This is a genomic window from Streptomyces sp. NPDC001890, assembly GCF_042891445.1.
Lineage (GTDB): Bacteria > Actinomycetota > Actinomycetes > Streptomycetales > Streptomycetaceae > Streptomyces.
Map to the genome: position 1 here is coordinate 65,950 of NZ_JBIATE010000017.1, position 25,322 is coordinate 91,271.

General features: G+C 71.9%; 17 protein-coding genes. 5 read left to right on the forward strand and 12 right to left on the reverse strand.

Annotated elements, in window-relative coordinates; translation table 11 throughout:
- Positions 1-163 precede the first annotated feature (163 nt).
- Positions 164-1,579, reverse strand: coding sequence for a proline--tRNA ligase (gene proS, locus ACFYY1_RS30795; RefSeq protein ID WP_388591383.1), 1,416 nt, complete (start codon positions 1,577-1,579; stop codon positions 164-166).
- Positions 1,580-1,849: 270 nt separating this feature from the next.
- Between proS and ACFYY1_RS30800 the strand changes: the two genes are divergently transcribed.
- Entirely contained in the window at positions 1,850-2,710 is an 861-nt protein-coding gene (locus tag ACFYY1_RS30800) for a class I SAM-dependent methyltransferase (protein ID WP_388591385.1), read from the forward strand.
- 69 nt (positions 2,711-2,779) lie between these two features.
- Here the strand turns inward: ACFYY1_RS30800 and ftsH are convergent, their stop codons facing one another.
- From ftsH to ACFYY1_RS30830, 6 genes are all read right to left on the reverse strand, one after another.
- Positions 2,780-4,693, reverse strand: coding sequence for an ATP-dependent zinc metalloprotease FtsH (gene ftsH / locus ACFYY1_RS30805; protein ID WP_388591387.1), 1,914 nt, complete (start codon positions 4,691-4,693; stop codon positions 2,780-2,782).
- 227 nt (positions 4,694-4,920) lie between these two features.
- A complete protein-coding gene (ffh, locus tag ACFYY1_RS30810; protein ID WP_388591388.1) occupies positions 4,921-6,468 on the reverse strand; it encodes a signal recognition particle protein in 1,548 nt (515 codons plus the stop codon).
- 130 nt (positions 6,469-6,598) lie between these two features.
- Positions 6,599-9,055, reverse strand: a complete 2,457-nt coding sequence (locus ACFYY1_RS30815) for a [protein-PII] uridylyltransferase (RefSeq protein WP_388591390.1) — start codon at positions 9,053-9,055, stop codon at positions 6,599-6,601.
- 62 nt (positions 9,056-9,117) lie between these two features.
- On the reverse strand, positions 9,118-9,456 hold the full coding sequence (locus tag ACFYY1_RS30820; protein ID WP_388591392.1) for a P-II family nitrogen regulator: 339 nt from the start codon (positions 9,454-9,456) through the stop codon (positions 9,118-9,120).
- Entirely contained in the window at positions 9,453-10,805 is a 1,353-nt protein-coding gene (locus tag ACFYY1_RS30825) for an ammonium transporter (RefSeq protein WP_388591393.1), read from the reverse strand. The genes ACFYY1_RS30820 and ACFYY1_RS30825 overlap by 4 nt, the downstream gene beginning before the upstream one ends.
- 368 nt (positions 10,806-11,173) lie before the next feature.
- On the reverse strand, positions 11,174-12,646 hold the full coding sequence (locus tag ACFYY1_RS30830; RefSeq protein ID WP_388591511.1) for a hypothetical protein: 1,473 nt from the start codon (positions 12,644-12,646) through the stop codon (positions 11,174-11,176).
- A 425-nt stretch (positions 12,647-13,071) separates the two neighbouring features.
- Between ACFYY1_RS30830 and ACFYY1_RS30835 the strand changes: the two genes are divergently transcribed.
- Positions 13,072-13,731, forward strand: a complete 660-nt coding sequence (locus tag ACFYY1_RS30835; RefSeq protein WP_388591395.1) for a bifunctional DNA primase/polymerase — start codon at positions 13,072-13,074, stop codon at positions 13,729-13,731.
- Between the two features lie 344 nt (positions 13,732-14,075).
- Here ACFYY1_RS30835 and ftsY read toward each other — a convergent pair whose 3' ends face one another.
- Complete coding sequence (ftsY, locus tag ACFYY1_RS30840) at positions 14,076-15,287, reverse strand: signal recognition particle-docking protein FtsY (RefSeq protein ID WP_388591397.1); 1,212 nt, start codon at positions 15,285-15,287, stop codon at positions 14,076-14,078.
- A 109-nt stretch (positions 15,288-15,396) separates the two neighbouring features.
- On the opposite strand from ftsY, the gene ACFYY1_RS30845 reads away from it, so the two are divergent.
- Entirely contained in the window at positions 15,397-16,812 is a 1,416-nt protein-coding gene (locus ACFYY1_RS30845) for a purine-cytosine permease family protein (RefSeq protein WP_388591399.1), read from the forward strand.
- 58 nt (positions 16,813-16,870) lie between these two features.
- Complete coding sequence (locus ACFYY1_RS30850) at positions 16,871-17,845, forward strand: LLM class flavin-dependent oxidoreductase (RefSeq protein ID WP_388591401.1); 975 nt, start codon at positions 16,871-16,873, stop codon at positions 17,843-17,845.
- Between the two features lie 28 nt (positions 17,846-17,873).
- Here the strand turns inward: ACFYY1_RS30850 and ACFYY1_RS30855 are convergent, their stop codons facing one another.
- The 4 genes from ACFYY1_RS30855 to ACFYY1_RS30870 all read right to left on the reverse strand — a co-directional run bounded on the left by ACFYY1_RS30855 (position 17,874) and on the right by ACFYY1_RS30870 (position 24,275).
- Positions 17,874-19,292 carry a sugar porter family MFS transporter gene (locus ACFYY1_RS30855; RefSeq protein WP_388591402.1) on the reverse strand — a complete coding sequence of 473 codons (1,419 nt, stop codon included), beginning with the start codon at positions 19,290-19,292 and terminating at the stop codon, positions 17,874-17,876.
- Between the two features lie 122 nt (positions 19,293-19,414).
- The gene (smc, locus tag ACFYY1_RS30860; RefSeq protein WP_388591404.1) at positions 19,415-23,002 is read right to left on the reverse strand and encodes a chromosome segregation protein SMC; all 3,588 of its coding nucleotides are present in this window, start codon (positions 23,000-23,002) and stop codon (positions 19,415-19,417) included.
- 339 nt (positions 23,003-23,341) lie between these two features.
- Positions 23,342-23,554, reverse strand: coding sequence for a hypothetical protein (locus tag ACFYY1_RS30865; RefSeq protein WP_018551753.1), 213 nt, complete (start codon positions 23,552-23,554; stop codon positions 23,342-23,344).
- A gap of 439 nt (positions 23,555-23,993) precedes the next feature.
- Positions 23,994-24,275, reverse strand: coding sequence for an acylphosphatase (locus tag ACFYY1_RS30870; RefSeq protein ID WP_030928628.1), 282 nt, complete (start codon positions 24,273-24,275; stop codon positions 23,994-23,996).
- Positions 24,276-24,395: 120 nt separating this feature from the next.
- Between ACFYY1_RS30870 and ACFYY1_RS30875 the strand changes: the two genes are divergently transcribed.
- Positions 24,396-25,319 carry a CAP domain-containing protein gene (locus ACFYY1_RS30875; protein WP_388591406.1) on the forward strand — a complete coding sequence of 308 codons (924 nt, stop codon included), beginning with the start codon at positions 24,396-24,398 and terminating at the stop codon, positions 25,317-25,319.
- Positions 25,320-25,322 lie beyond the last annotated feature (3 nt).

Consider the following 25,322-nt stretch of genomic DNA (forward strand, 5'->3'; position numbering starts at 1 on the left):
CCAGTCAGTTGCCCTTGCATGCGTCCCGACGAGGGCGGGTGCGCAGATCTGCGGAGAAGCCTCACAGCTCGCACCAAGGTGGTACGTAGCGGCGGGTACGCCTCAACGCGTAGGCAAGCACCGTACGCCGGGGCCCCGGGCGGCCGGGGCGTCGGACGGGGCGTCAGTAGGCGCGTGCCACCAGGGCGACAGTACCGGGCTCGTCGTCCGCCTCGGGCACCGACCCGTTTCCGGCCACCAGGCACCGTACGGACACCCCGTGCTCCGCGAGCCGGGCCTCCCCCGCCGGGCCGAGCGCCGCCCAGGCGATGCGCGCCCAGCCGCCCGCGGCCGCCACCTCCACGGCCTCCGCCGGGGTCGTGACGTCGCTGGTGGCCGCCTCGCGCCGGCTCCGGGACTCCCGCAGCAGCGCCGCCTGGTCCTCCTCCAGGACCGCCGGGAGCAGTGCGGGCAGGGCGTCGAGGGCGACCGGCTCCTTCCCGCCGGGGATGCGACGGACCAGCATCGCGGTACCGTCCGCCAGATCACGCGGCCCGATCTCGATCCGCACCGGCACGCCCTTCAGCTCCCAGTCGACCGCGCGGCGGCCGAACGGGGTGCCGGTGCGGTCGTCGGTCTCGGTCCTGATCCCCGCCGCGCGCAGCCGCTGCGCGACGGAGCGGACCGCGGCCGACACGGCCTCGTCCTCCTTGACCGCGAGCACGACTGCCTGGACGGGCGCGAGCCGCGGCGGCACCCGGAGCCCGTGGTCGTCGCCGTGCGCCATGATCAGGCCGCCGACCATCCGGGTCGAGGAACCCCACGAGGTCTGCCGGACGAGCTCCTGCCGGCCCTCCTTCGACAGGTAGCCGGTGCGGAAGGCCTTGGCGAAATTGGTGCCGAGCTCATGGCTCGTACCCATCTGAAGCGCCTTGCCGTCCCGCATCATCGCTTCGAGGGTGAGCGTGTTGACGGCGCCGGCGAACCGCTCGGCCGGGGTCTTGCGGCCGAGGACCACATCGATGGCCAGCACGTCGACCATGAAGTCCGCGTACACCTCGCGGTGGATGTACGCGGCGAAGTCCCGGGCCTCCTCGTCGGTGGCATGGGCGGTGTGGCCCTCCTGCCAGAGGAATTCCGTCGTACGGAGGAAGACCCGCGGGCGCATCTCCCAGCGCACCACGTTCGCCCACTGGTTGATCAGCAGCGGCAGATCGCGGTAGCTCTGCACCCACTTCGAGAAGTACTCGTTGATGATCGTCTCGGAGGTCGGCCGCACCACCACGGGCTCTTCGAGCTCTTTCCCGCCGCCCCGGGTGACCACCGCGAGCTCCGGCGCGAAGCCCTCGACATGCTCGGCCTCGCGTGTCAGGTAAGACTGGGGGATGAGGAGCGGGAAGTAGGCGTTGCGGGCGCCCGCCTGTTTGATGCGGGCATCCATCTCCTGCTGCATCCGCTCCCACAGGCTGTATCCGTACGGCCGGATGACCATGGTGCCGCGCACCGGGCCGTTGTCCGCGAGTTCGGCCTTGTTGATCAGATCCTGGTACCAGCGGGGAAAGTCCTCGGCCTGGGGCGTGAGAACGGGTGCCTTTGCCATGGCGCGCATCGTACGGCGACACGGCCCACCGCACGGGGCGACGGGCCCCGGCGCCACGGGCCTTCCCCACCAACGCAGCACCGCTCCACGCGGCCATTTCCCTCGGCCCCCTGGACGCGGACACGGATGCGCAGTTCTCTGACATACGGGGGAAGCAAGGGGCGTACGGAAGCGGGGGGCGTACGGAAGCGGGGGCGTACATACGGGGGGGCATCCACTCGGGCACTACCGATCGGACACGGCCGACCTCTCGGCGGATTGGGGCGCTTCATGACACGCACGCTCGTCCGGCACCACAGCCACGCGGAAACGTCCACCCCGGTGGACCCCGGCAACCGTGCCCGGGACTGGGCCGAGATCCAGGAGCGGATGCTGGCACCGCTGTACGAGGCGGTGTACGAGCGGCTCGAAGTGGGATCCGGTACCCGGCTGCTCTCCCTGGGCTGCGGCTCCGGTCTCGCGCTGCTGATCGCGGCCGCCCGGGGCGCGCGCGTCACCGGCGTGGACACCGACCTCGAACGTCTGGCGCTCGCCCGGACCCGGCTGCTGCCCGATCCGGGGAGCGAAGCCGGTCCCGGGGCCGGCCGGCCCCGGCTCCTGGAGGGCGATCCGTCCGGGGCCCGGCCCCACGACGGGGTGCCGTACGACCTGATCACCGCGTTCACGCCGATCGGCTGCTCGTCCGACGACGGCGAGGGGCTGGTGGCCGCGCTGCGGTCCGCGGTGCCGCTGGCCGCGCGGGGCAGCACCGTGGTGCTCACCGGCTGGGGTCCGCCGGAGCGCTGTGCGACGGCGCCCGTGCTGCGGGTGGCCGGGCGGCTGTCCGACCGGGACCGGGCCTCCCACGAGGGCGGCTGGCGGCCGTCGGGCCGGGACGACCTGGAGGAACTGGCGTTCCGGGCGGGTCTGAATCCCGACGGCTCGGGCCGGGTGGCGTGCCCGTTCGGGTACGCGGACCTGGACAGCGCGGTGCGGGGGCTGCTCTCCACCCGGCTCTTCGACGCGGCGGTACGGGCGACGGACCGCGCCCAGGTGGAGAAGGAGGTCGCGCAGGCCCTCCACCCGCACCGGCGCCGGGACGGCACGGTCTGGATGCCGAACGTCTTCCGCTATCTCGTGTGCACCACCTGAGCGGCCGTCCCGTGTGCACGAGCTGAACGGGCCGTCCACCGCGGACCACCCGATCGGCCGCGGCGGCCGTCACTTCGCCAGTCGGGTGATGCCGGCCGCCCGGTACGCCTCGTCCTCGTCCAGCGTCTCGTTCGCCAGAAGCGCGGCGGACAGCGAGTCCAGCCGGTCCCGGTTCTCGCGCAGCAGCCGGCAGGCCACCTCGTAGCACTCGTCCACGATCCGCCGCATCTCGTCGTCCACCGCGTCGAGCGTGGCGGGGGCCGCCGACAGTCCGTACGCCTGCTGGGCGTCGCTCGGGATCGCCGTCAGCCTGCCCACCTTGTGGCTCATGCCCCAGCGGCCGACCATGCCTCGGGCCAGGTTGGTGACCTGTTCCAGGTCGCTCTCCGCGCCGGTGGTGATCATTCCGAAGACCACCTGTTCGGCCGCCATGCCGCCGAGCGCCCCGACGATGCGGCCGCGCAGGTACTCCTCGGTGTACGCGTACTTGTCGGCGTCCGGCGTCGAGAGCGTGACGCCCAGCGCCCTGCCGCGCGGCACGATGGTGACCTTGCGGACCGGGTCGGCGCCCGGCTGGACCATGCCGAGCAGGGCGTGGCCGCTCTCGTGGTACGCGGTCCTGCGGCGTTCCTCGTCGGACATGACCAGGGAGCGTTCCGCGCCGAGCTGGACCTTTTCCAGGGCGTCCGAGAAGTCGGGCTGGGTGACCTCTGACTGCCGGCGCTTGACCGCCAGGAGCGCGGCCTCGTTGGCCAGGTTGGCCAGATCCGCTCCGGTCATGCCGGGGGTCGTGCCGGCCACCTGGGCCAGGTTCACATCGTCGGCGAGCGGGATCTGCCGGGTGTGGATCTCCAGGATCGCCTCCCGGCCGCTCCGGTCCGGCGGGCTGACCTGGACGATCCGGTCGAAGCGGCCGGGCCGGGTGAGCGCGGGGTCGAGCACGTCGGCGCGGTTGGTGGCGGCGAGCACGACGACGCCCTCCGAGCCGGAGAAGCCGTCCATCTCGGTGAGGATCTGGTTGAGCGTCTGCTCGCGCTCGTCGTGCCCGCCCATGCCGGAGCCGCCGCCGCGGGCCCGGCCGATGGTGTCGATCTCGTCGATGAAGACGATGGCGGGGGCGACCTTGCGGGCCTCCGCGAAGAGTTCCCGCACCCGGCTCGCGCCGACGCCGACGATCATCTCGATGAACTCGGAGGCCGACGCCGAGAAGAACGGCACCCCGGCCTCACCGGCGACGGCACGGGCCAGCAGGGTCTTGCCGGTGCCGGGCGGTCCCGCGAGGAGCACCCCGCCGGGCATCCGGGCGCCCATCTTCCGGTACGCCTGCGGATTCTTCAGGAAGTCGACGACATCGTTGAGTTCGCCCTCGACCTCGTCGATCCCGGCCACGTCCTTGAAGGTGGTGCGCTTGCTCTCCTCCAGCTCGACGGGTTTGGGCGGGGCCTTGCGCCCGAAGCCGCCCATCCCGCCACCCATGCCCCTGGACATCCGCCGCGCGATGAACACCCAGAGCAGGACGAGCAGCAGCATCGGTGCGAGCGAGATCAGCAGGTTGGCGAGGAAGCTGCGCTGCTGGACGACCGGCTCGGCGGTGACCGTGACGTCGTCCTTGACCAGTTCGGCCCAGAGGTTGTCGTCCGCGAAGGCCGGCCGCTGGGTTTCGAACTTCGTGTACTTCTTGTCGCTCCCCGGGACCTTCGCCTCCTTCTTGAGCTGCCCCTGGATGGAGTCGCCCTTGGAGTAGATCTTGGAGACATTGCCCGAGGTGACCTGCTTGCTGAACTCCGTGTACGCGATCGTCCGCTGCTCCTCCCCGTTGAAGAAGGACAGCACCAGATTGGCGATCAGATAGACGGCGAGCGCGGTCAGCAGCAGTCCGCCCCAGCCTCCCGGCATCTTCCGGCCGGGCGGCGGGGGCGGTGGGGCGCCCTCGGAGCGCCACGGTTGATCGGTCCGGTCACGGGGAGGTACGGGGTTGGTCACGCGTGCTCCTCTGCCGACTGCCGTTGAGGCGACAGTAAGGGAGGAATGCGGACAAAGCCCTCCCAGGGCCTGTCCGATGGGCCCTTGGAGGGACGGCGTACGACAGCCGTGGCGGACGGGGCCGGCCGACCGGAGGCCGGCCCCGTCCGGGGTCGGCCCGTCCGGGGTCGGCCCGTCCGGGGTCAGCCCGTCCGGGGTCAGCCCGTCCGGGGTCAGCCCGTCCGGGGTCAGCCCATGAACTTCTTGAACTCGTCCGGCAGCTCGAAGTTCTTGTCCTCCTGCGCCGGCAGGCCGAACGCGCCGCCCTGCGCCGCCTGCTCGCGACGGGCCGCCGCGGCCTGCTCCTCGGCCTTGCGCTTCATCGGGTTGCCGCTCTTGCGCTTCCCCTTGGCCTGCTTGACCTGCTTCTTCTGCCGGCCGGGGCCACCACCCATGCCCGGCATCCCGGGCATCCCGGGCATGCCGCCGCCCTGGGCCATCTTCGACATCATCTTGCGGGCGTCGAAGAACCGCTCCACCAGGTTCTTCACCGCGCTGACCTCGACACCGGAACCCTTGGCGATACGGGCCCGGCGCGAGCCGTTGATGATCGTCGGTTCGGCGCGCTCCTTCGGGGTCATCGACTTGATGATCGCGGCGGCGCGGTCCACGTCCCGCTCGTCGATGTTGTTGATCTGGTCCTTGATCTGCCCCATGCCGGGCAGCATGCCGAGCAGCTTGGAGATGGAGCCCATCTTCCGGACCTGCTCCATCTGGGACAGGAAGTCGTCGAGCGTGAAGTCCTTGCCCTTGCTGGACGCCAGCTTGGAGGCCATTTTGGCGGCCTCTTCCTGGCTGAAGGTCTTCTCCGCCTGCTCGATCAGGGTGAGCAGGTCACCCATGTCGAGGATGCGGGACGCCATGCGGTCGGGGTGGAAGGCGTCGAAGTCGTCGAGCTTCTCACCGTTCGACGCGAACATGATCTGCTTGCCCGTGACATGGGCGATCGACAGGGCCGCACCACCGCGGGCGTCACCGTCGAGCTTGGAGAGCACCACGCCGTCGAAGCCGACGCCGTCACGGAAGGCCTCGGCGGTGTTGACCGCGTCCTGGCCGATCATCGCGTCGACGACGAAGAGGATCTCGTCGGGGCTGACGGCGTCGCGGATGTCCGCGGCCTGCTGCATCAGCTCCTGGTCGATACCGAGGCGGCCCGCGGTGTCGACGACGACGACGTCGTACTGCTTGGACCGCGCGTACTCGATCGAGTCCTTGGCGACCTGGACCGGGTCACCGACGCCGTTGCCCGGCTCGGGCGCGTACACCGCAACACCGGCGCGGTCGGCGACGACGCTGAGCTGGTTGACGGCGTTGGGGCGCTGGAGGTCGCAGGCGACGAGCAGCGGGGAGTGGCCCTGGCCCTTGAGCCAGAGGCCGAGCTTTCCGGCGAGGGTGGTCTTACCGGCACCCTGGAGACCGGCGAGCATGATCACGGTGGGCGCGGTCTTGGCGAACCGGAGCCGACGCGTCTCGCCACCGAGGATGGAGACGAGCTCCTCGTTGACGATCTTGACGACCTGCTGGGCCGGGTTCAGCGCCTGGGAGACCTCGGCGCCGCGCGCCCGCTCCTTGACGTTGGCGATGAAGGCGCGGACGACCGGCAGCGCGACGTCCGCTTCGAGCAGGGCGATACGGATCTCGCGAGCCGTGGCGTCGATGTCCGCCTCGGACAAGCGGCCCTTGCCCCTGAGGTTCTTGAAAGTCGCGGCAAGGCGGTCGGAGAGAGTATCGAACACGGCGCTCGTCGGTCCTCAGGGTCGGGGGCAAAGTGGATTCGGTACCCCAGGGTATCCGGCCCGGAAGAAACGATGACCCCCTGCCCGGGAAATCCCGGGCGGGGGCGGGCCGCGCCGCGAGGTGACCGCGTCACGCCCGGAGCGCCGCCTCCACCGCGTCCGCCACCGCGAGCGCCCGCTCCCCCGGCAGCGGCTTCCCGTCGGTGTCCGTGACGTAGAACGCGTCCACCGCGTTCGCCCCCAGGGTCGACACATGGGCGCTGCGCACCCGTACCCCGCTCTGCTCCAGCGCCCGGCCGATCCGGTGCAGCAGCCCCGGGGCGTCCTGGGCCCGCACCTCGATCACCGTCGCCAGCCGGGAGGCGGCCGCCGCGACGGTCACCCTCGGCGGCGGGGCCTTCACCCCGCGGCGGCGCGGATAGGCGGCCTCGCGTTCGGCGAGCCGGGCCCGGATGTCCAGGGAACCGTCCAGGGCGCGTACGAGGTCGGCGCGGAGCCGGACGGCCTGCGGCAACGCACCGTACTCGGCCGCCACCCGCCAGCTGAGCAGCAGCACGTCCGCGGAGCCGCCCAGCTCGGTGGGGAGTTCCACGGCGCGCAGGTCGGCGGCGCGCACGGTGAGACGGTGCAGGGCGAGGACGCCCGCCGCCGCGGGCAGCACGCCGGGCCGGTCGGGCAGGGCGATGTGGAGCTCCACCCCGACGGGTTCCGGTTCGCCGTCCGCGTCCGGGGGCCCGGCCTGGGCGTGCAGCGCGAGGACGGGTCCGCCGGTGCGCAGGGCCTCGACGGCGAGGCGCTCCTGTTCGGCTCCGGGTGCGGCGGGTTCCGGTTCCTGCGGGGCCCGGCCGGCGAGCACGGCGGCGACGCGTCCCACCAGGTCGGCGACGAGGGAGGCCCGCCAGGAGGACCAGGCCGCGGGCCCGGTGGCGAGCGCGTCGGCCTCGGTGAGCGCGTGCAGGAGCTCCAGGGTGGTGGCGGTGGAGACGGCGGTGGCGACGGAGCGAACGGTCGCCGGGTCGTCGAGGTCACGCCGGGTGGCGGTCTCGACGAGCAGCAGGTGATGGCGTACGAGGGTGGCGATGACGCCCACGTCGTGCTGGGCGAAGCCGATCCGGGCGGCCGTGTCCCGGGCGATCACCTCACCGGCGACGGAGTGGTCGCCGGGCCAGCCCTTGCCGATGTCGTGCAGCAGCGCGGCGACCAGGAGCAGGTCGGGGCGGTGGACGCGGCGGGTGAGGGCCGCGGCGCGTACGGCGGTTTCGACGAGGTGGCGGTCGACGGTCCAGGTGTGGACGGGGTTGCGCTGGGGGCGGCAGTGGACGCGTTCCCAGTCCGGGAGCAGCCGGGTGACGAGCCCTTCGGCTTCGAGCGCCTCCCAGACGGGGACGGTGGCCTCGCCGGCGCCGAGGAGGGTGACGAGTTCCTCGCGGGCCTCGGCGGGCCAGGGCACCGGCAGCGGGGGGGCGGCGGTGGCGAGCCGGCGTACGACGTGGCGGGAGAGCGGGAGCTCGGACTGGGCGGCCGCGGCGGCGGCGCGCAGCACGAGGACGGGGTCGCGTTCGGGGCGGGCGGCGCGGGCGAGGACCACTTCGCCGTCGGCCTCGACGACGCCCTCGGCGAGCGGGGTGCGTTCCGGGGCGGCCGCCCTGTTGCCGCCGAGGATCGCGCGCAGCCGGGGGCGCACGGACCGGGCGCGCAGGACCCGGTCGACCTCGCGCCAGGTGACGTCGGTGGCGTACGTGATGGTGCGGGCGGCCTCGTAGACCTGGCGGAGCAGGGTGTCCGCGTCGAGGAGTCCGAGGGCGTCCGCGACCTGGTCCTGTTCCTGGAGGGCGAGGCGGTCGGTGGCTCGGCCGGTGGTGAGGTGGAGGGCGTCACGGGCGTCGAGCAGGACGCGGCGGGCTTCGGCGAGCCCTTCGCGGGGGGCGTCGGCGACCCAGGACGCGGCGACGGCGCGCAGCGCGGTGGCGTCCCGCAGTCCGCCGCGGGCCTCCTTGAGGTCGGGTTCGAGGAGGAATTGCAGCTCGCCTTGGCGTTCGGCGCGTTCGCGGCAGAGTTCGTGGAGTGCGGGCAGGCGCTTGGGGGCCTGGTTGCGCCAGTCGGCGAGGACCGCGGTGCGCATCGTGGCGACGAGCCCGAGGTCTCCGGCGACGGGCCGGGCGTCGAGCAGTCCGAGCTGGACCTTGAGGTCGTCGGCCGCGGTCCCGCGTGCCTCGGCGGGGGTGCGTACGGAGTGGTCGAGGGCGAGGCCGAGGTCCCAGACGGGGTACCAGACGCGGTCGGCGAGGGCGGCGACGGCCGCGGGGCCGGCTTTCCCGTCGTGCAGGAGCAGCAGGTCGAGGTCGCTGCGCGGGGAGAGTTCACCGCGTCCGTAGCCGCCGACGGCGACGAGGGCGGCGCCCTGGACGCCGGTCTGCCGGGCCGCGGCGGTGAACAGCCCGGTGAGCCAGTCGTCGGTGAGCGAGGCGAGGGCCGCACGGCGCGGCGGCCCGGACCGCGCCTCCTGCTGGAGAAGGCGCAGCCGGGCCGCCGCGTAGCCGCCGGGTTCCGAGTCTGCGGATTCGGTGGTGGTCTCGGTGCTTGTCACCCGGCTGCCTCTCGTTCGGGACCGTCGGCGCTCTCGCGGCCGTCGGCCTTCGGGACCATCCGTCAGAGTGCGTCCGGGCCGCGTTCGCCCGTCCGTACCCGGACCGCGGTCTCGACCGGCACGCTCCAGACCTTGCCGTCACCGATCTTGCCGGTGCGGGCGGCCTTCACCACGATGTCGATGAGCTGTTCGGAGTCCTCGTCCTCGACCAGGACCTCGATGCGGATCTTGGGTACGAGGTCGACGGTGTACTCGGCGCCCCGGTAGACCTCGGTGTGGCCGCGCTGGCGTCCGTACCCGCTGGCCTCGGTGACCGTGAGGCCCTGGACGCCGAAGGCCTGGAGGGCCTCCTTGATCTCGTCCAGCCGGTGTGGCTTCACGACCGCGGTGATGAGCTTCATACGTCCACCTTCTTCGTCTTCGCTGCTGCCGTGCTGCCCGGGGCGGGGCTCGTGGTGCGCGGGGCCGCGCCGCCGCCCGCCCCGCTGAAGTCGTACGCGGTCTCGGCGTGTTCGACCTGGTCGATGCCGGAGATCTCATCGTCCTCGGGGACCCGCATACCGATCGTCCGGTCCAGCAGGAAGGCCAGGATCGCGGAGACGACGAGAGAGTACGCGAGGACGGCGAAGACACCGACGGCCTGCTTGCCGAGCTGTTCGAGGCCGCCGCCGTAGAAGAGGCCCTTGGCCTCGGACTGGACGCCGCCGGTCGCGAAGAGGCCGACGAGGAGGGATCCGGCGATGCCGCCGACGAGGTGGACGCCGACCACGTCCAGGGAGTCGTCGTAGCCGAACCGGTACTTCAGGCCGACGGCCATGGCGCAGAGCACCCCGGCGATCGCGCCGACCGCGATGGCGCCGAGCGGGCTGACCGCACCGCCGGACGGGGTGATGGCGACGAGTCCGGCGACCGCGCCGGAGGCGGCGCCGAGGGTGGTGAAGGAGCCGTGGCGGAGCTTCTCGTAGCCGAGCCAGGCGAGCATCGCGGCGGCGGTGGCGACCTGGGTGTTGACGAACATCACCGCGCCGACGCCGTCGTCGTTGCCGAGCCACGAGCCGGCGTTGAAGCCGAACCAGCCGAACCAGAGCAGACCGGCGCCGAGCATGACGAGCGGCAGGCTGTGCGGCCGCATCGGGTCCTTCTTGAAGCCGACGCGCCTGCCGATGACGAGGATCACGCCGAGCGCCGCCGCACCGGCGTTGATGTGGACGGCCGTACCGCCCGCGAAGTCGATGACGCCCATCTCGTACAGCCAGCCGCCCGCGCCCCAGACCCAGTGGGCGACGGGGAAGTAGACGACGGTGACCCAGAGCGTGATGAACAGGGCCCACGAGGTGAACTTGACCCGGTCGGCGAGGGCGCCGCTGATCAGGGCCGGGGTGAGCACGGCGAACATCAGCTGGAAGACGGCGAAGACGTAGACCGGGATCGTGTAGCCGTCCCAGAGCTGGGTGACGCCGACCCCGCTGAGTCCGAGGTAGTCCGAGCTCCAGCCGACGACGGAGCCGATGTCGGTGCCGAAGGCGAGGCTGAACCCGAAGAGCACCCACAGGATCGTGACGATCCCGAGGCTGATGAAGCTCATCATCAGCATGTTGAGGGTGCTCTTGACGCGGACCATGCCTCCGTAGAAGAAGGCCAGGGCCGGGGTCATCAGCATCACCAGGGCGGAGCAGATGAGCATGAACCCGGTGTTGGCGGCAGACAGGGTCGGGGTGTCTGCGGCAAGCGTCGTGATGCCTGGGGGCATCGGCGTCTCCTCGTCGTCGGTGCGGCCGCGTGCGGGCGATGGGAGGGGCACCACGTGCGGGACCACTGGGAAGGGGTGCGGGCCGGTTATGGACCAGAGATTCACCCAGTGCGGTTTCCGCCGATGCCGCACGGTGTTTCACCGTGGTGACGAAGAGGTCCGGTGTGTTACGTCGCCATGAACCGGCGGTGGCGCGACCGGCGCCGGGCCTGTCCCGCGGCCGGGGCCGCATACGGTGCGGTTACGACTCTGGCGTACGGGCACGACAACGCGAACCGGCCACGCCGACCACCCGCTGACCTGGCAATCGGGGGAGCCGAAGTCGGTCTGTGCGGGGTGGTCGCCGTGGCCGGGGCCCGGGGTGCTGCTCAGACCGCTTCGGCGGCCTCCGGCAGTTGCTCGGTGAGGAGGTCGGTGAGCCTGGCGACATCGGGGATGTCCCCGAAGTCCCTGGCAGCTGTGTCGACGGTCTTGCGGAGCCGGGTGTTGACCCGCTCGGAGCGGATCTTCCTGGCGACGCGCAGGGCCTTCTCGGCCAGCACCGTCGACTGTTCGGGCTCGCGCTTGAGGAGGTGGACGGTGGCGAGACCGATCAGGTTGAGGGCGTAGGACCGCTGGTGCTCGTCGTCGTCGCCGAAGAGCTGGACGGCCTTCTCCATCAGGGGCTCGGCGAGCGAGGCGTACGTGGGGCTGCGGCCCGCCACATAGGCGAGGTCGCGGTAGGAGTGGGAGTTCTCGCCGTTGAGCTCGGCCTCCGAGAAGAAGCGGATCCAGTCGGGCTCGGGCTCGCCGTCGAGGCCCACGTCGAGGAAGGTGTCCTCGGCCATCCGGACGGCTCGCTTGCACTTGCTGGGCTGGCCCATGTTGGCGTACGCGCGGGCCTCCATCGCGTACAGCATGGCCTGGGTGCGCGGGGTGGCGCAGTCCCGGCTGCCGTACTGCGCGAGGTGGATCAGTTCGAGGGCGTCGTCGGGCCGTCCGAGATGGATCATCTGGCGGCTCATGCTGGACAGGATGTACGAGCCCAGGGGTTTGTCACCGGCCTCCTTGGAGGCGTGCAGCGCAAGGACGAAGTACTTCTGGGCGGTGGGCTGGAGGCCGACGTCGTAGCTCATCCAGCCCGCCAGCTCGGCCAGCTCGGCGGCGCACCGGAAGAGCCGTTTGGCGGTGGCCTCGGGCTGTGGCTCCTGGAGCAGGTCGGTGACCTCGTGGAGCTGTCCGACGACGGCCTTGCGGCGCAGTCCGCCGCCGCACTGCGCGTCCCACTGGCGGAACATCGCGGTGGTGGACTCCAGCAGATCGAGCTCGGGGCCGGAGAGCCTGGAGGGGCGGCGGGCCGCCGCCGGGTCGGGTTCGGCGGGGACGCCGGCGGAGACGGGGACCAGCCAGCGCTGCATCGGCTCGATGAGCGCGGGTCCGGCGGCCAGGGCGAGCGAGGAGCCGAGGAATCCCCGGCGGGCGAGCATCAGGTCGCTGCGGGAGAACTCGCTGAGCAGGGCGACGGTCTGCGGGCCCGCCCAGGGCAGGTCGACGCCGGACACGGACGGCGACTGGTGCGCGGAGCGCAGGCCGAGGTCCTCGATGGCGACGACGGCGCCGAAGCGCTCCGAGAAGAGCTCCGAGAGGATGCGCGGGATCGGCTCGCGCGGCTGCTCGCCGTCGAGCCAGCGGCGCACCCGGGACGTGTCGGTGCTGATGTGGTGGGCACCCATCTGGCGCGCCCGGCGGTTGACCTGGCGCGCGAGTTCACCCTTCGACCAGCCGCTTCGCACGAACCATGAGCTCAATTGCCCATTGGGGCGCTTGCCGGCATTCGAATCGCCTGCGCCGCTGCCACTCAACTGGAACGCCCCCATCCGCCGAATACCTGTCGCGCGAACCATTACCAGAATGCCCTGAGCCGATGCCGCCCATGCGGAGGTCGCGCACTGTCGAACATGAAATCGGGTTGCCTCCGGCATACCCACGGGCGCACATACTTCCATGGTTCGTGTACCGACGGTAATCCTACGATCACCCCCCGGGCGAGGGCCCTTGCAGAAACGCCACCATTCGCCACCCCTTCGAATGAACGCCACCCCCGTCGGGCGCGATTCACTTGACACACGACGATCAGCAGGGGTCGCAGTGATGCGCGACAGGGCGCGCGGCGATTCTCGCGCGACCCCGAATATCACCGGCGCACTCCGAATCGTCGGCGACGACGGAGCGTCACGACTCCGGTCCTCGTCGTAACCACCGGCGAGCCGGACCCGTTGGAGGGGGCATGGGCTTCACGATCGGCGGCATCCGCGAGATGCGCACCGGCTCACGGCGCCGCGGCCGTGCGGCCGAGTACACCGCGGTGGCCGAGTGCACGGGGCTGTGGGGCTGGGCCGTCGTGCCGGGTGCACGGGCCGCGGCCGGCCGCTGCTCCTGCGGGCAGGCGGGCTGCTCCTCCCCCGGCGCCCATCCGCTGGACTTCGCCGCCGAGGTCCCCGCGGGCGCCACGCTCGACGCGGCGGCCGACGCCTGGGCCCGGACGCCGGGCGCCTCGATGCTGCTGCCGGTGGGCCGCTCCTTCGACGTGCTGGATGTCGCCGAGGCGGCGGGGCGCCGGGCCCTGGTGCGGATGGAGCGGATGGGGCTGCCGCTCGGCCCGGTCGCGGTGACCCCGGCCGGGCGGGCGCAGTTCTTCGTGGCCCCGGGCGCCGCCGCCGAGCTCCCGCAGCTGCTGTACCGGATGGGCTGGGACGACGCGGGGCTGGACCTGCGGGCGCTGGGGCCCGGCTGCCACATCACCGCCCCGCCGTCCGACGAGGGCGGCCTGGGCCCGGTCCGCTGGCTGCGCCCGCCGGAGCTGGACACGGCGGCCGCGCCACCGCAGGCCCGGCTGCTGCTGGGCACGCTGGCGTACAGCTGCCATCGCGCGCCGCTCCGCGGCTGAACGCGCGGCACCCGGTCCCGCAACGGAGCCCGAGCCCTCCCGCAGCGACACCGGAGCCGTGGCACCGCCGCAGCCGTCCCCGTGAGCCGAAGCCGGTGCCGGCCCCGCAGCGACACCGGAGCCGTAGCACCGCCGCAGCCCTCCGCGTGAGCCGAAGCCGGTGCCGGCCCCGCAGCGACACCGGAGCCGTGGCACCGCCGCAGCCGTCCCCGCGAGCCGAAGCCGGTGCCGGCCGCGTAGCGACACCGGAGCCGTAGCGCCTCCCCCAGCCGTCCCCGTGACGCCGAAGAGCCCGGCCGCTGCTTGCGCCATGCGGTCGGGCTCTTCGGGTGCGGTGCGGGGTCTCAGTCGCCGATCAGGGCGTCCACGAACGCCTCCGGTTCGAACGGGGCCAGGTCGTCCGGCCCCTCGCCGAGACCGACGAGCTTCACCGGTACGCCCAGCTCGCGCTGGACGGCGATGACGATGCCGCCCTTGGCGGTGCCGTCCAGCTTGGTGAGCACGATGCCGGTGATGTCCACGACCTCGGCGAACACCCGGGCCTGCACCAGGCCGTTCTGCCCGGTCGTGGCATCGAGGACGAGCAGGACCTCGTCGAGCGGTCCGTGCTTCTCGACGACCCGCTTGACCTTGCCGAGCTCGTCCATCAGCCCGGTCTTCGTGTGCAGCCGTCCGGCGGTGTCGATGAGGACCACGTCGGCACCCTCGGCGATACCTTCCTTCACCGCGTCGAAGGCGATCGACGCGGGGTCGCCGCCCTCGGGGCCGCGCACGGTGCGGGCGCCGACGCGCTCGCCCCAGGTCTGGAGCTGGTCGGCGGCGGCCGCCCGGAAGGTGTCGGCCGCGCCGAGGACGACGCTGCGGCCGTCGGCGACGAGCACCCGGGCCAGCTTGCCGGTGGTGGTGGTCTTGCCGGTGCCGTTGACGCCGACGACCATCACGACGCCGGGGGTGTCGAGACCGCTCTCCGTCTTGACCGCGCGGTCGAAGTCGGTGCCGAGCAGGTTGAGGAGCTCCTCGCGCAGCAGCGCGCGCAGCCCCTCGGGGGTACGGGTGCCGAGCACGCGGACGCGCTCGCGGAGCCGCTCCACCAGTTCCTGGGTGGGTGCGACACCGACGTCGGCGGTGAGGAGGGTGTCCTCGATCTCCTCCCAGGTGTCCTCGTCGAGGTTGTCGCGGGACAGGAGCGTGAGCAGCCCCTTGCCGAGCGAGTTCTGCGAGCGGGCGAGCCGGGCACGCAGCCGCACCAGACGGCCGGCGGTGGGCTCGGGCACCTCGATGGCCGGGGCGGCGGGCGCCTCCGGCACGACGGCCTCGGGGGCCTCCTCGGCGGGAGCCCCGGCCTCGGGCGGGCCGACCTCCTCGACGGTGCGGCGCGGTTCCTCGCGCGGTTCCTCGGCTTCCTCGCCGACATGGGGCTCGGCGGGAGGAGTGATGGTCGGCGTGCTCGACGGTGCCGGGGGCAGCTGCTTCTTCTTGCGGCTGCTGACCACGAGCCCGCTGATCACGCCGACCGCGACCAGGGCGATGACTACAGCAAGGATGACGAATTCCATAACCCACCCAGTATCAGTCACGTCCGCCCGCGGGGGCCGCCCCGAAGGATCGCCCGAGCATCCCCCAGGTCGTTATGCACCTTTTGGCGGTAAAGGTACGATCTTGCCCGTGGAGACCCGTGGCCTGGAGCCCGTCCCCGACAACGAACGCACCGGCCGGGTCCGGACCCTCTTCCCCACCTGGGTCGGCGCGAACCTGACCGTACTGCTGCTCACCGTCGGCGCCGGGCTCGTCGTCTTCAACGGGCTGAATCTCTGGCAGGTGCTCGTGGTCGCCCTCACGGCCTCGGCCATCGGCTTCGGGCTGGTCGGTCTGGTCTCGATCGCGGGCAGACGGGGCGGCGCCCCCGGCATGGCGCTCTCCCGGGCCGTCTTCGGCCGGCGCGGCAATCTGCTGCCCGGGGCGCTGACCTGGGTCGCCCGCTGGGGCTGGGAGGCGGTCAACGCGGTCACCGGCACCTACGCGGTGCTCGCCGTGCTGGAACTGCTCTTCGGCGTCACGAGCAGCCACCGGCTGACCCTGGTGACCCTGCTCGCCTTCGTGGGCTGCAGCTGCCTGGTGTCGGGGCTGGGCCTGGGGGCGCTGCGGGTGTGCTGCACCTGGTCGACGTACCTCTTCGGCGGTGTCAGCGTGCTCGTACTGGTCCACCTGATCGGCTCGACCGACTGGCGGGACGCGCTGGGCAGGCCCGCCGGGCCGGTGGCGATGATGGTCGCCGGGGTCGGCACCCTGGCGGCCGGCGGTCTCAGCTGGGCCCCGTCGGGCCCCGACTTCGCCCGCTATCTGCCGCACTCGGCGTCCGGCCGGGCGATGATCGGGGCGACCGTGGGCGGCGCCGGGATCGTGTACGTACCGATGGTGCTGATGGGGGCCGTGATGGCGGTCGCCGAACCGGGGCTGGCCGTCACCCGCGACCCGGTCGCGTTCATCGGCCCGCTGCTGCCGGACTGGCTCGCGGTGCCGTTTCTGCTGTTGGCCGTGGTCGGCATGGTGCTGATCAACGCGATGTCGCTGTACTCGGCCGGATTCACCGCGCAGACCCTGGGATTCGCGATCCCCCGCACCTGGGCGGTCGGCCTGAACGCGGCCATCAGTCTGCTCCTGGGCGCAACCCTGATGGTCACGGCCGCCGGATTCCTGGATTCCTTCATCTCCTTCCTGACGCTGCTCGCCGTGACGTTCTCCGCGTGGATCGGGGTCTTCGCCGTGGATCTGCTGCGGGGCCGTACGTACGATCCGGCGGCCCTCCTGGACACCACGCCGGCCGGCGCCTACTGGTACACCGGAGGTTTCGCCGTACCGGCCGTGGCCGCGTGGGCCGCGGGGCTGGCGACGGGACTGCTCTTCACCGGCGTGCAGTGGTTCACCGGGCCGCTCGCCACCACCTGGATCGGGCGTCAGGGGCTGGGCTGGGCGGCCACGATCACCGTCTCGGCCGGCCTGTACGCACTCCTGCCGCGTTCCGCCGGACGGGCCCGGGGCGACGGCGACGGGCCCGGCGACAGCACACCCCTACACTTCTGACGCTACGTCAGCTACTGTCCCGCCTCGCCGCGCCCGCCCGACGATGGGGACAAGTCTCATGGCCTTCACAGTGGTCCGGTTCAATCTCGTCGATCCCGATGCCACCCCCGGGTCGCTCTCGTCCCGCTACCGCGCCGCACTGGAGATGGCCGCGTACGCCGACGAGCACGCCGTCGACACCGTGCAGACCGAGGAGCACCACGGCGTCGCCAATTCCTGGCTGCCCTCCCCCTTCGTCTTCGCGGGCTCGGTCTTCGGCGCCACCCGCCGGATCGCGGTCACCGTCTCGGCGATCATCGGCCCACTGCACGACCCGCTGCGGCTGGCCGAGGACATCGCGGTCCTGGACCTGCTGAGCGCCGGCCGGCTGGTCACCGTGGCGGGGATCGGCTACCGGCCCGAGGAGTACGAACAGGCCGGGGTCGAATGGGGCCGACGCGGCAGGCTCCAGGACGAGCTGCTGGAGACGCTGCTCCAGGCGTGGACCGGTGAGCCGTTCCCGTACCGGGGCCGGACGGTCAGGGTCACGCCGCGCCCGTACACCCGGCCGCATCCGCTGCTGCTGGTGGGCGGCAGTTCGCGGGCGGCGGCGCGGCGGGCGGCCCGGCTCGGGCTGCCGTTCTTCCCGAGCGCGCACCTGCCGGAGCTGGAGGCGTACTACCAGGAGCGGCGGGCCGAGGCCGGGACGGACGGCTTCTGCATGATGCCCGCCGCCGAGACACCGCTGCTGCACGTGTCCGAGGACCCGGACCGGACCTGGGCCGAGTACGGCGAGTACTTCCTGCACGAGGCGCGCACGTACGCCTCCTGGCAGTCCAAGGACATCCGCTCCGCCGTGCGTTCGGCGGCGACGACGGTGCCGGAGCTGCGGGCCGAGGGGGTCTACCGGGTCCTCACGCCCGACGAGTGCACCGCGGCGGCCGCGGAGCTGGACAGTCTGGTGCTGCATCCGCTGTGCGGCGGGATGCCGGTCGAGGAGGGGTGGCGCAGTCTGCGGCTGTTCTGCGCGGCGATCGCGCCGCAGAACTCCTGACCGGCCCCCCGCCTGCGGGCGGCGGGGATCAGCCCATCTCCTCCAGCGCCTTGCCCTTGGTCTCCTTCACGAACTTGAGCACGAAGGGGATCGAGAGCGTGGCGAAGCAGGCGTAGATGATGTACGTGCCCGACAGGTTCCAGTCGGACAGGCTCGGGAAGCTCGCGGTGATCGCCCAGTTGGCGATCCACTGCGCGGACGCCGCGACGCCGAGCGCGGCGGCGCGGATCCTGTTGGGGAACATCTCGCCGAGGAAGACCCAGACGACGACACCCCACGACAGGGCGAAGAAGAGCACGAACACATGGGCCGCGACGAGCGCCACGACGCCCTGGGTGGTGGGCAGTTTGCCGTCGACCAGGTCGGCGGAGAAGGCCCAGGCCTCGAAGGCGAGCGCAATGGCCATGCCGGTGGAGCCCGCCAGCGCGAGCGGTTTGCGGCCCACCCGGTCCACCAGGACCATCGCGATGACGGTACCGATGATGTTGATGATGGAGGTGGTGAACGACCAGAAGAACGAGGCGGTCGGGTCGATGCCGACGGACTGCCAGAGCGTCGCCGAGTAGTAGAACGCCACGTTGATGCCGACGAGTTGCTGGAAGACCGACAGTCCGATGCCGACCCAGACGATCGGCAGGAAGCCGAAGCGGCCGCCGAGCAGGTCCGTGAACCTGGACTTGTGCTCGCGGTGCATCGCGGTCTCGATCTCGATGACCCGGGCGTCCAGGTCGACGTTCTTCCCCTCGACCTCCTCCAGGATCTTCCGGGCCCGGTCCTTCTTGCCGACCGAGATCAGGAACCGCGGCGACTCGGGGATCGCGAAGGACAGCAGCCCGTACAGGAGCGCCGGGACGACCATCACGCCGAGCATCCACTGCCAGGCTTCGAGGCCGCCGATCTTTCCGCGCTGGTCACCGTCGGCCACCTGCAGGATGCCGTAGTTGACCAGCTGGGAGATGGCGATGCCGACGACGATCGCCGCCTGCTGGAAGGAGCCGAGCCGGCCCCGGTAGGCGGGCGGCGAGACCTCCGCGATGTACGCCGGGCCGATCACCGAGGCCATACCGATGGCGAAGCCGCCGATGATGCGCCACATCGCCAGGTCCCAGAGGGCGAACGGGAGTGCGGAGCCGACGGCGCTGATGGTGAAGAGCACGGAGGCGATCTGCATGCAGCGGATGCGGCCGATGCGGTCGGCGATGCGCCCCGCGGTGGCCGCGCCGATCGCGCAGCCGATCAGGGCGATGGCGATGACCTGGGCGAGGGTTCCCGAGCCGATGTCGTAGCGGCTGCGGATCGCCTCGACGGCGCCGTTGATGACGGAGCTGTCGTAACCGAACAGGAATCCGCCCATCGCGGCGGCCGCGGTGATGAAGACGACATGGCCGAGGTGGTCCGGGTGGGCCGCTCGGGCGCCGGACGCCGGTCCCTGCGAAGTACTGGTCACATGAGCTCCTGATGCCTGGCCGCGCCGTCAGGTAGGGGGGTGAGCCCTTCCAAGTGGCACACAACTTCCCGGCCGCCACCACTTGAGTGGATCCGGCCCCGGGAGCGCCCCGCGAGCAGGGATCAGCGCAGCCGCTGGCTGATGACCTTCGAGACCCCGTCGCCCTGCATCGAGACGCCGTACAGCGCGTCGGCGACCTCCATCGTCCGCTTCTGGTGCGTGATCACGATGAGCTGCGAGCTCTCCTGGAGCTCCTCCATGATCCGGATCAGCCGCTGGAGATTGGTGTCGTCGAGCGCCGCCTCCACCTCGTCCATCACATAGAACGGGCTCGGCCGTGCCTTGAAGATGGAGACCAGCAACGCCACCGCCGTGAGCGAGCGTTCGCCGCCGGACAGCAGCGAGAGCCGCTTGACCTTCTTGCCGGGCGGCCGCGCCTCGACGTCCACACCGGTCGCGAGCATGTTGTCCGGGTCGGTCAGGATCAGCCGGCCCTCGCCGCCCGGGAAGAGCCGCGAGAAGACGCCCTCGAACTGGCGGGCCGTGTCCCGGTACGCCTCCGTGAACACCTGCTCGACCCGCTCGTCGACCTCCTTGATGACCTGTATCAGATCGGCCCGGGTCTTCTTCAGGTCCTCCAGCTGCTCGGAGAGGAACTTGTGCCGGTCCTCCAGCGCCGAGAACTCCTCCAGGGCGAGCGGATTCACCTTCCCGAGTTGCTGGTACGCCCGTTCGGCCGACTTCAGCCGCTTCTCCTGCTCGGCCCTGACGAACGGCTTCGGCCGGTTGCGCGGATGGTCCGGGTCCTGCGGCAGCTCCTCGCCCTCCGCGGCCGGTGACGGCGGTACGAGCTGGTCGGGGCCGTACTCCGCGGCCAGCCCGGCGGGCTCCACGCCCAGCTCCTCCAGCGCCTTCGCCTCCAGCTGCTCGATCCGCAGCCGCTTCTCGGCGCCGATCACCTCGCCGCGGTGGACGGAGTCGGTGAGCTTGTCCAGCTCGCCCTTGAGCTCGCGGCCCCGGCCGCGCTCGGCCGCCAGCTCCCGCTCCCGCTCCGCCTTGGCGGCCTCGGCCACCGCCCGCTCCCGCTCGGCCCGTACGACGGACACCTCGACGTGCGCGAGGAGCTGACGGGCACCGGACGCGACGGCTGAGGCCACCGCCGCCTCGTGCCGCATCCGCGCCCGGCGCCGCTCGGCGCGGGCGCGGGCCTCCCGTTCGGCGCGGGCGCCCCGGTCGAGGGAGTCGGCCCGGCCCGCCAGCGCCTTGACCCGCTCCTCATGGGTACGCGCCTGGAGCCGGGCCTCCATCTCGGTCTGGCGGGCGTTGGCACCGTCGGCGGCGAGCCGGTCCCGTACGGAGGTGTCCGGCTCGTCCTCGACCGGCGTCTCCTCGGCGACGAGCAGCCGCTCGGCCAGCTCCTCGGCCTCCTCGGTCGCTCGCTCCAGGGCCTCCTGGGCACGGGCCGCCGCCGCGGTCATCCGCTCGGCCTCGCCCGCCGCGCCACGGGCCTGCCCGGCCAGCCGCCCCAGCTGCTGGGACACCCCGGACTTCTCCCGCTCGGCGGCCCGGCGCCGCTCCCCGAGCTCTTCGACCAGCGCGGCACCGGCCCGGCGGCGCTCCCCCGCGCCCCGCTGCTCCTCGGTCAACCGGGCGCACTCCACGGCCAGTTCCTCCAGCTGGGCCGCGGCCTCGTCGACCGAGGCCTGCACTTCGAGGAGGCTCGGCGCCCCGGCGGAACCGCCGTGCGCGAAATGCGCCGAGAGGATGTCCCCCTCGGCCGTCACGGCCATGAGCTCCGGATGTACGGCGACGAGGTCCTCGGCGTCCTCCAGGGTGCCGACCACCACCATGTCCCGCACCAGCCTGCGTACGGCGTCCATCAGTTCGACGGGCCCGCGGACGAGATCGGCCACGGCACGCGGCCCTGCGCCGTCGGCATCGCCACCACCGGCCTCATCGGCACCCGCCTGACCAGGGGCCTCGGCGCGCCGCACCGCGCCCAGCAGCAGCGCGGCCCGCCCCGCGTCCTGCTTGCGCAGCAGCCGGATCGCCTCCGCCGCCGTGGCCGGGTCCGTCACCGCGACCGCGTCCGCCGCCGCGCCCAGTGCCGCCGCCACCGCCACCTCGTGTCCCGGCGCCACCGTCAGCAGTTCCGCGGCCGGACCGACCAGACCCGACAGCCGGTCCCGGGCGCCCAGCAGCGCGCCCGTGCCGTCCTTGCGGCGCAGACCGAGGGCCAGCGCCTCGTGGCGGGCCGCGACCGCCGCCCGCTTCCGTTCCGCGGCGGTGGCCGCCTCCCGGGCCGCGGAGTGCGCCGCCTGCGCCCCGGCGAGCTCCCGCTTGGCGGCCTCGTGCCGCTCACCGAGCTCCTGATCACCGGCGTCCAGACCCTCGACCTCGGCCTTGAGCTGTTCGTACTCCTCCTGGGCGGCGACCGCGCGCTCCTGCGCCTCGTCCCGGGAGGCGGCCAGCCGGTCGATCTCGGCCTGGGCCGAACCGGCACGGCTGCGGGCGGCGTTGACCTGCCCGTTCAGCCGGGCGAGTCCCTCGCGGCGGTCCGCGATGGCGCGGGCGGCGTCCTTGAGCCTGCGCTCCTCGGCCGCCAACTCCCGTTCCAGCTCGGCGCGGTGGGCCGAGGTGTCCTCCAGCGCGTGTTCTGCGGCCTCCAGCGCGGCCGTCAGCTCCGCCTCCTGCTCACGGATCCGGGCCGCCTCCCGCTCCATCTCCTCGGGGTCGCGACCACGCCGCTCCTCCTCCGGAGCGGCCGAGGCGCTCTTCACCCGGGCATCGGCCAGCGAGATCGTCCCGCGCACCCGCTCGGCCAGCTGGGACAGCTCGTACCAGGTCTGCTGGGCGCGCTGGAGCCGCGGCGCCAGCCGCCGCACCTCGTCCTCCAGCTCCGCCTCGCGGGCCAGGGCCGCCTTGAGTTCCGTCTCCGCGGCCTCCCGGCGCTGCTTGAGAGCCGCCTCGTCGGCGATCTCGCTGCTCAGCGCCGTGCGCAGCCGCACCAGGTCGTCGGCGAGCAGCCGCAGCCTGGCGTCGCGCAGGTCGGCCTGGATGACGGCGGCCCGGCGCGCCACGGCGGCCTGCCGGCCGAGCGGTTTCAGCTGCCGCCGCAGTTCGTCGGTGAGGTCCTGGACGCGGGCGAGATTGGCCCCCATCGCGTCCAGTTTCCGCAGCGCCTTCTCTTTCCGCTTGCGGTGCTTGAGCACGCCGGCGGCTTCCTCGATGAACGCGCGACGGCCCATCGGATCGGCGTGGAGCACGGAGTCCAGCTGGCCCTGACCGACGATGACATGCATCTCGCGGCCGATGCCGGAGTCCGAGAGGAGTTCCTGGATGTCCAGCAGCCGGCAGGTGTCGCCATTGATCTGGTACTCGCTGCCGCCATTGCGGAACATGATCCGAGTGATCGTCACTTCGGCGTACTCGATGGGCAGAGCGCCGTCGGAATTGTCGATCGTCAGCGATACTTCGGCCCTGCCGAGCGGCGGCCGCCCGGTGGTACCGGCGAAGATCACGTCTTCCATCTTGCCGCCGCGCAGGGATTTGGCACCCTGCTCACCCATGACCCAGGAGAGCGCGTCCACCACATTGGACTTGCCGGACCCATTGGGGCCGACGACGCAGGTGATGCCGGGTTCGAACCGCAGCGTCGTGGCGGAGGCGAACGATTTGAAACCACGCAGGGTCAGGGCCTTGAGGTGCACGCCGCCGGACTCTACCTTTCGCTCTCGGTTTCGCTGATGAAGGTGCAGGGCACATCAGACGGTAAGGGAAGGGGTGTACGCCGGGGGCGGGTCCCGCGCAGTTTCCGAGCGGAAAGGGATCCGGACGGAAAAAGAAAGAAGGGACGCCTGAGCGTCCCTTGTAAAGCGTGTGCGTTGTTACGTGCGGTGTTGCTGGTACAGCTGCGCATGACGGATCAAGGACATGTCACGGCGGTGACAGATCAAGAGCAGTGATCTTCAATGATCCGGCGGCGATCCGGGCGATGATCTCGGACGGCTGACGCGTGCGCGGCCCGACCGGCCCCTGGGGGCCATCGGTCAGGTCAGCGCCGGCTCCGCCTGAGGTACGTCGATGTCGATGCTGTCGAGCAGCGACTCTTGGTGCTGGGCGGCGGCGTTCAGCGCGTCGTTCTCGTCCTGAATCCGTACGAGCTCGGATTCGAGGTCCTGGACGCGCTGCTGGAGCCGTCGCATCTCGGCGAGGAGTCGCGGGTCGGAACCGCCGACGTAACCGAGAAGCGCCTTTGCCATGATGGATGGTCCTCCACACTGAGTGACCGACCGATGCGGTGTGGGTCGTGAGGGAATCGCACCCGCGGTGCTCGGCAGTGCTCTGTATTCACTGCTGTTCTGCTGCCAAACAGCTCTGCCAAACAGCTAAGGTGCGCGGGGATTTCAGCGTCTCACCAAAAAGTTTGACGGTCAACACGATCACACCCTGTAGAGGCGGGCGGCCCGGGGGCGCGCGGCTGGGCGATCATGCGGCGCGACTCTCCTGCGGGGCCCTGCGGGGCGTGGAGATCATCCTTACTGCCGCAGCCTGGCACGCCAACCGAATCTTGGCAACCACCCGGACATTCCGCAGGTCATTTCATGTGTACGCAGATGAGCGCCCCGCCCGGTAACCCCTCGCCGCGTTTCGAACACGGTCCGAACATGGCCTGTTCCGCACCCCCGGAACGGACCCGGTTCAGCGGATCGCGAAGCCCTCGTAACCGCCGCGCGGGGTGTCCCATATCTCAGTGACTCCGTCCACGCGTCCGGGTGTGTCGTCCGAGCGCAGCCACTCCAGCAGACGGTGGCAATTCTCACGTCGCCCCTCGGCGACGACCTGCACCCTGCCGTCGTCGAGATTGAGGGCGAAGCCGGTGAGACCACCGATCTCAAGGGCGTTCGCCCTGGTGAACCAGCGGAATCCGACCTGCTGCACCCGGCCGCGTACCCATGCGGTGAGTCGTACGTCTTCGTTCATGCCCGAACGCTAACCGGCCGATTGCTCGCGGAGCACTTCCTGCCTTTGGGCCATGGCGTACAGTCCCGACGCAATGACCTCACTCGAACGGGTGAGTCGTATGGACGAAGGGCTCAGCAGATGGGACGCCACCGACGCTCCGCGACAGCCGCCACCGCCGAGGACCACGCGGCGCAGGGCGCGGGACGAAGCCGGGGCGGGCATCGCAGGAAGCGGTCCGCGGCTCCGGTCCGGACCGGACTGGTCGGCGTCTCCGCGGCCCTCGCCGTGGGAGCCGTGGCGGTGGCCTCCGGCCTGGTGCCCGGCGGCGACACCTACTCGCTGGGCGGCGGCTCCGACCGGGTGCGCACCGAGGGCTCCCCGGACCTGCTGACCCAGGGCGGCTCCTCCACCGCACCGGCCGACCGGGTCGGCGCGTCCGAGTCGGCCAGCCGCGGCACCGGTCGGGCCGACGGCCCGACCAAGGCCCAGTCCCCCACCGGAACCCCCTCGTCCGCCCCGAAGACCTCCGGGTCGGCCGAGCGGGCGAAGCCCTCCCGGTCCGCCTCGTCGAAGCCCTCTTCGGCCGGGACCGGGAGAAGCACCGCTCCCGCCGCCGAGAAGTCGTCGGCCGCGCCGAAGACCTCCGCCCCGGCGACCCGCAGCGCCTCGGCCCCGGCCCCGGCCGACTCCCCGGTCCGGTCCGCGGTGCTCGCCCTGGTCAACCAGGAGCGCGCGAAGGTCGGCTGCAGCCCGCTGACCGCCAGCTCCTCGCTCGCCTCGCTCGCCCAGGACTTCAGCGAGGACATGGCCGCCCGCGGCTTCTTCGACCACACCGACCCGGACGGCCGGACCCCGTGGGACCGCGCCTCGAAGGCCGGAGTGCAGGGTCTCGCGGCCGAGAACATAGCCCGCGGCCAGGCGACCGCGCAGGCCGTGATGGACTCCTGGATGGACAGCCCCGGCCACCGGGCGAACATTCTCAACTGCGACTGCAGGACGCTCGGCGTCGGTGTGCACTACGGCTCCGGTGGCCCCTGGTGGACGCAGGACTTCGGCTTCTGACCG

Bases quoted from the DNA above. Each gene is read 5' to 3' on its own strand.
- proS (WP_388591383.1), bottom strand. From the start codon at position 1,579: ATGGCAAAGGCACCCGTTCTCACGCCCCAGGCCGAGGACTTTCCCCGC.
- ACFYY1_RS30800 (WP_388591385.1), top strand. From the start codon at position 1,850: ATGACACGCACGCTCGTCCGGCACCACAGCCACGCGGAAACGTCCACC.
- ACFYY1_RS30820 (WP_388591392.1), bottom strand. From the start codon at position 9,456: ATGAAGCTCATCACCGCGGTCGTGAAGCCACACCGGCTGGACGAGATC.
- ACFYY1_RS30825 (WP_388591393.1), bottom strand. From the start codon at position 10,805: ATGCCCCCAGGCATCACGACGCTTGCCGCAGACACCCCGACCCTGTCT.
- ACFYY1_RS30835 (WP_388591395.1), top strand. From the start codon at position 13,072: ATGGGCTTCACGATCGGCGGCATCCGCGAGATGCGCACCGGCTCACGG.
- ftsY (WP_388591397.1), bottom strand. From the start codon at position 15,287: ATGGAATTCGTCATCCTTGCTGTAGTCATCGCCCTGGTCGCGGTCGGC.
- ACFYY1_RS30850 (WP_388591401.1), top strand. From the start codon at position 16,871: ATGGCCTTCACAGTGGTCCGGTTCAATCTCGTCGATCCCGATGCCACC.
- ACFYY1_RS30865 (WP_018551753.1), bottom strand. From the start codon at position 23,554: ATGGCAAAGGCGCTTCTCGGTTACGTCGGCGGTTCCGACCCGCGACTC.
- ACFYY1_RS30870 (WP_030928628.1), bottom strand. From the start codon at position 24,275: ATGAACGAAGACGTACGACTCACCGCATGGGTACGCGGCCGGGTGCAG.
- ACFYY1_RS30875 (WP_388591406.1), top strand. From the start codon at position 24,396: ATGGGACGCCACCGACGCTCCGCGACAGCCGCCACCGCCGAGGACCAC.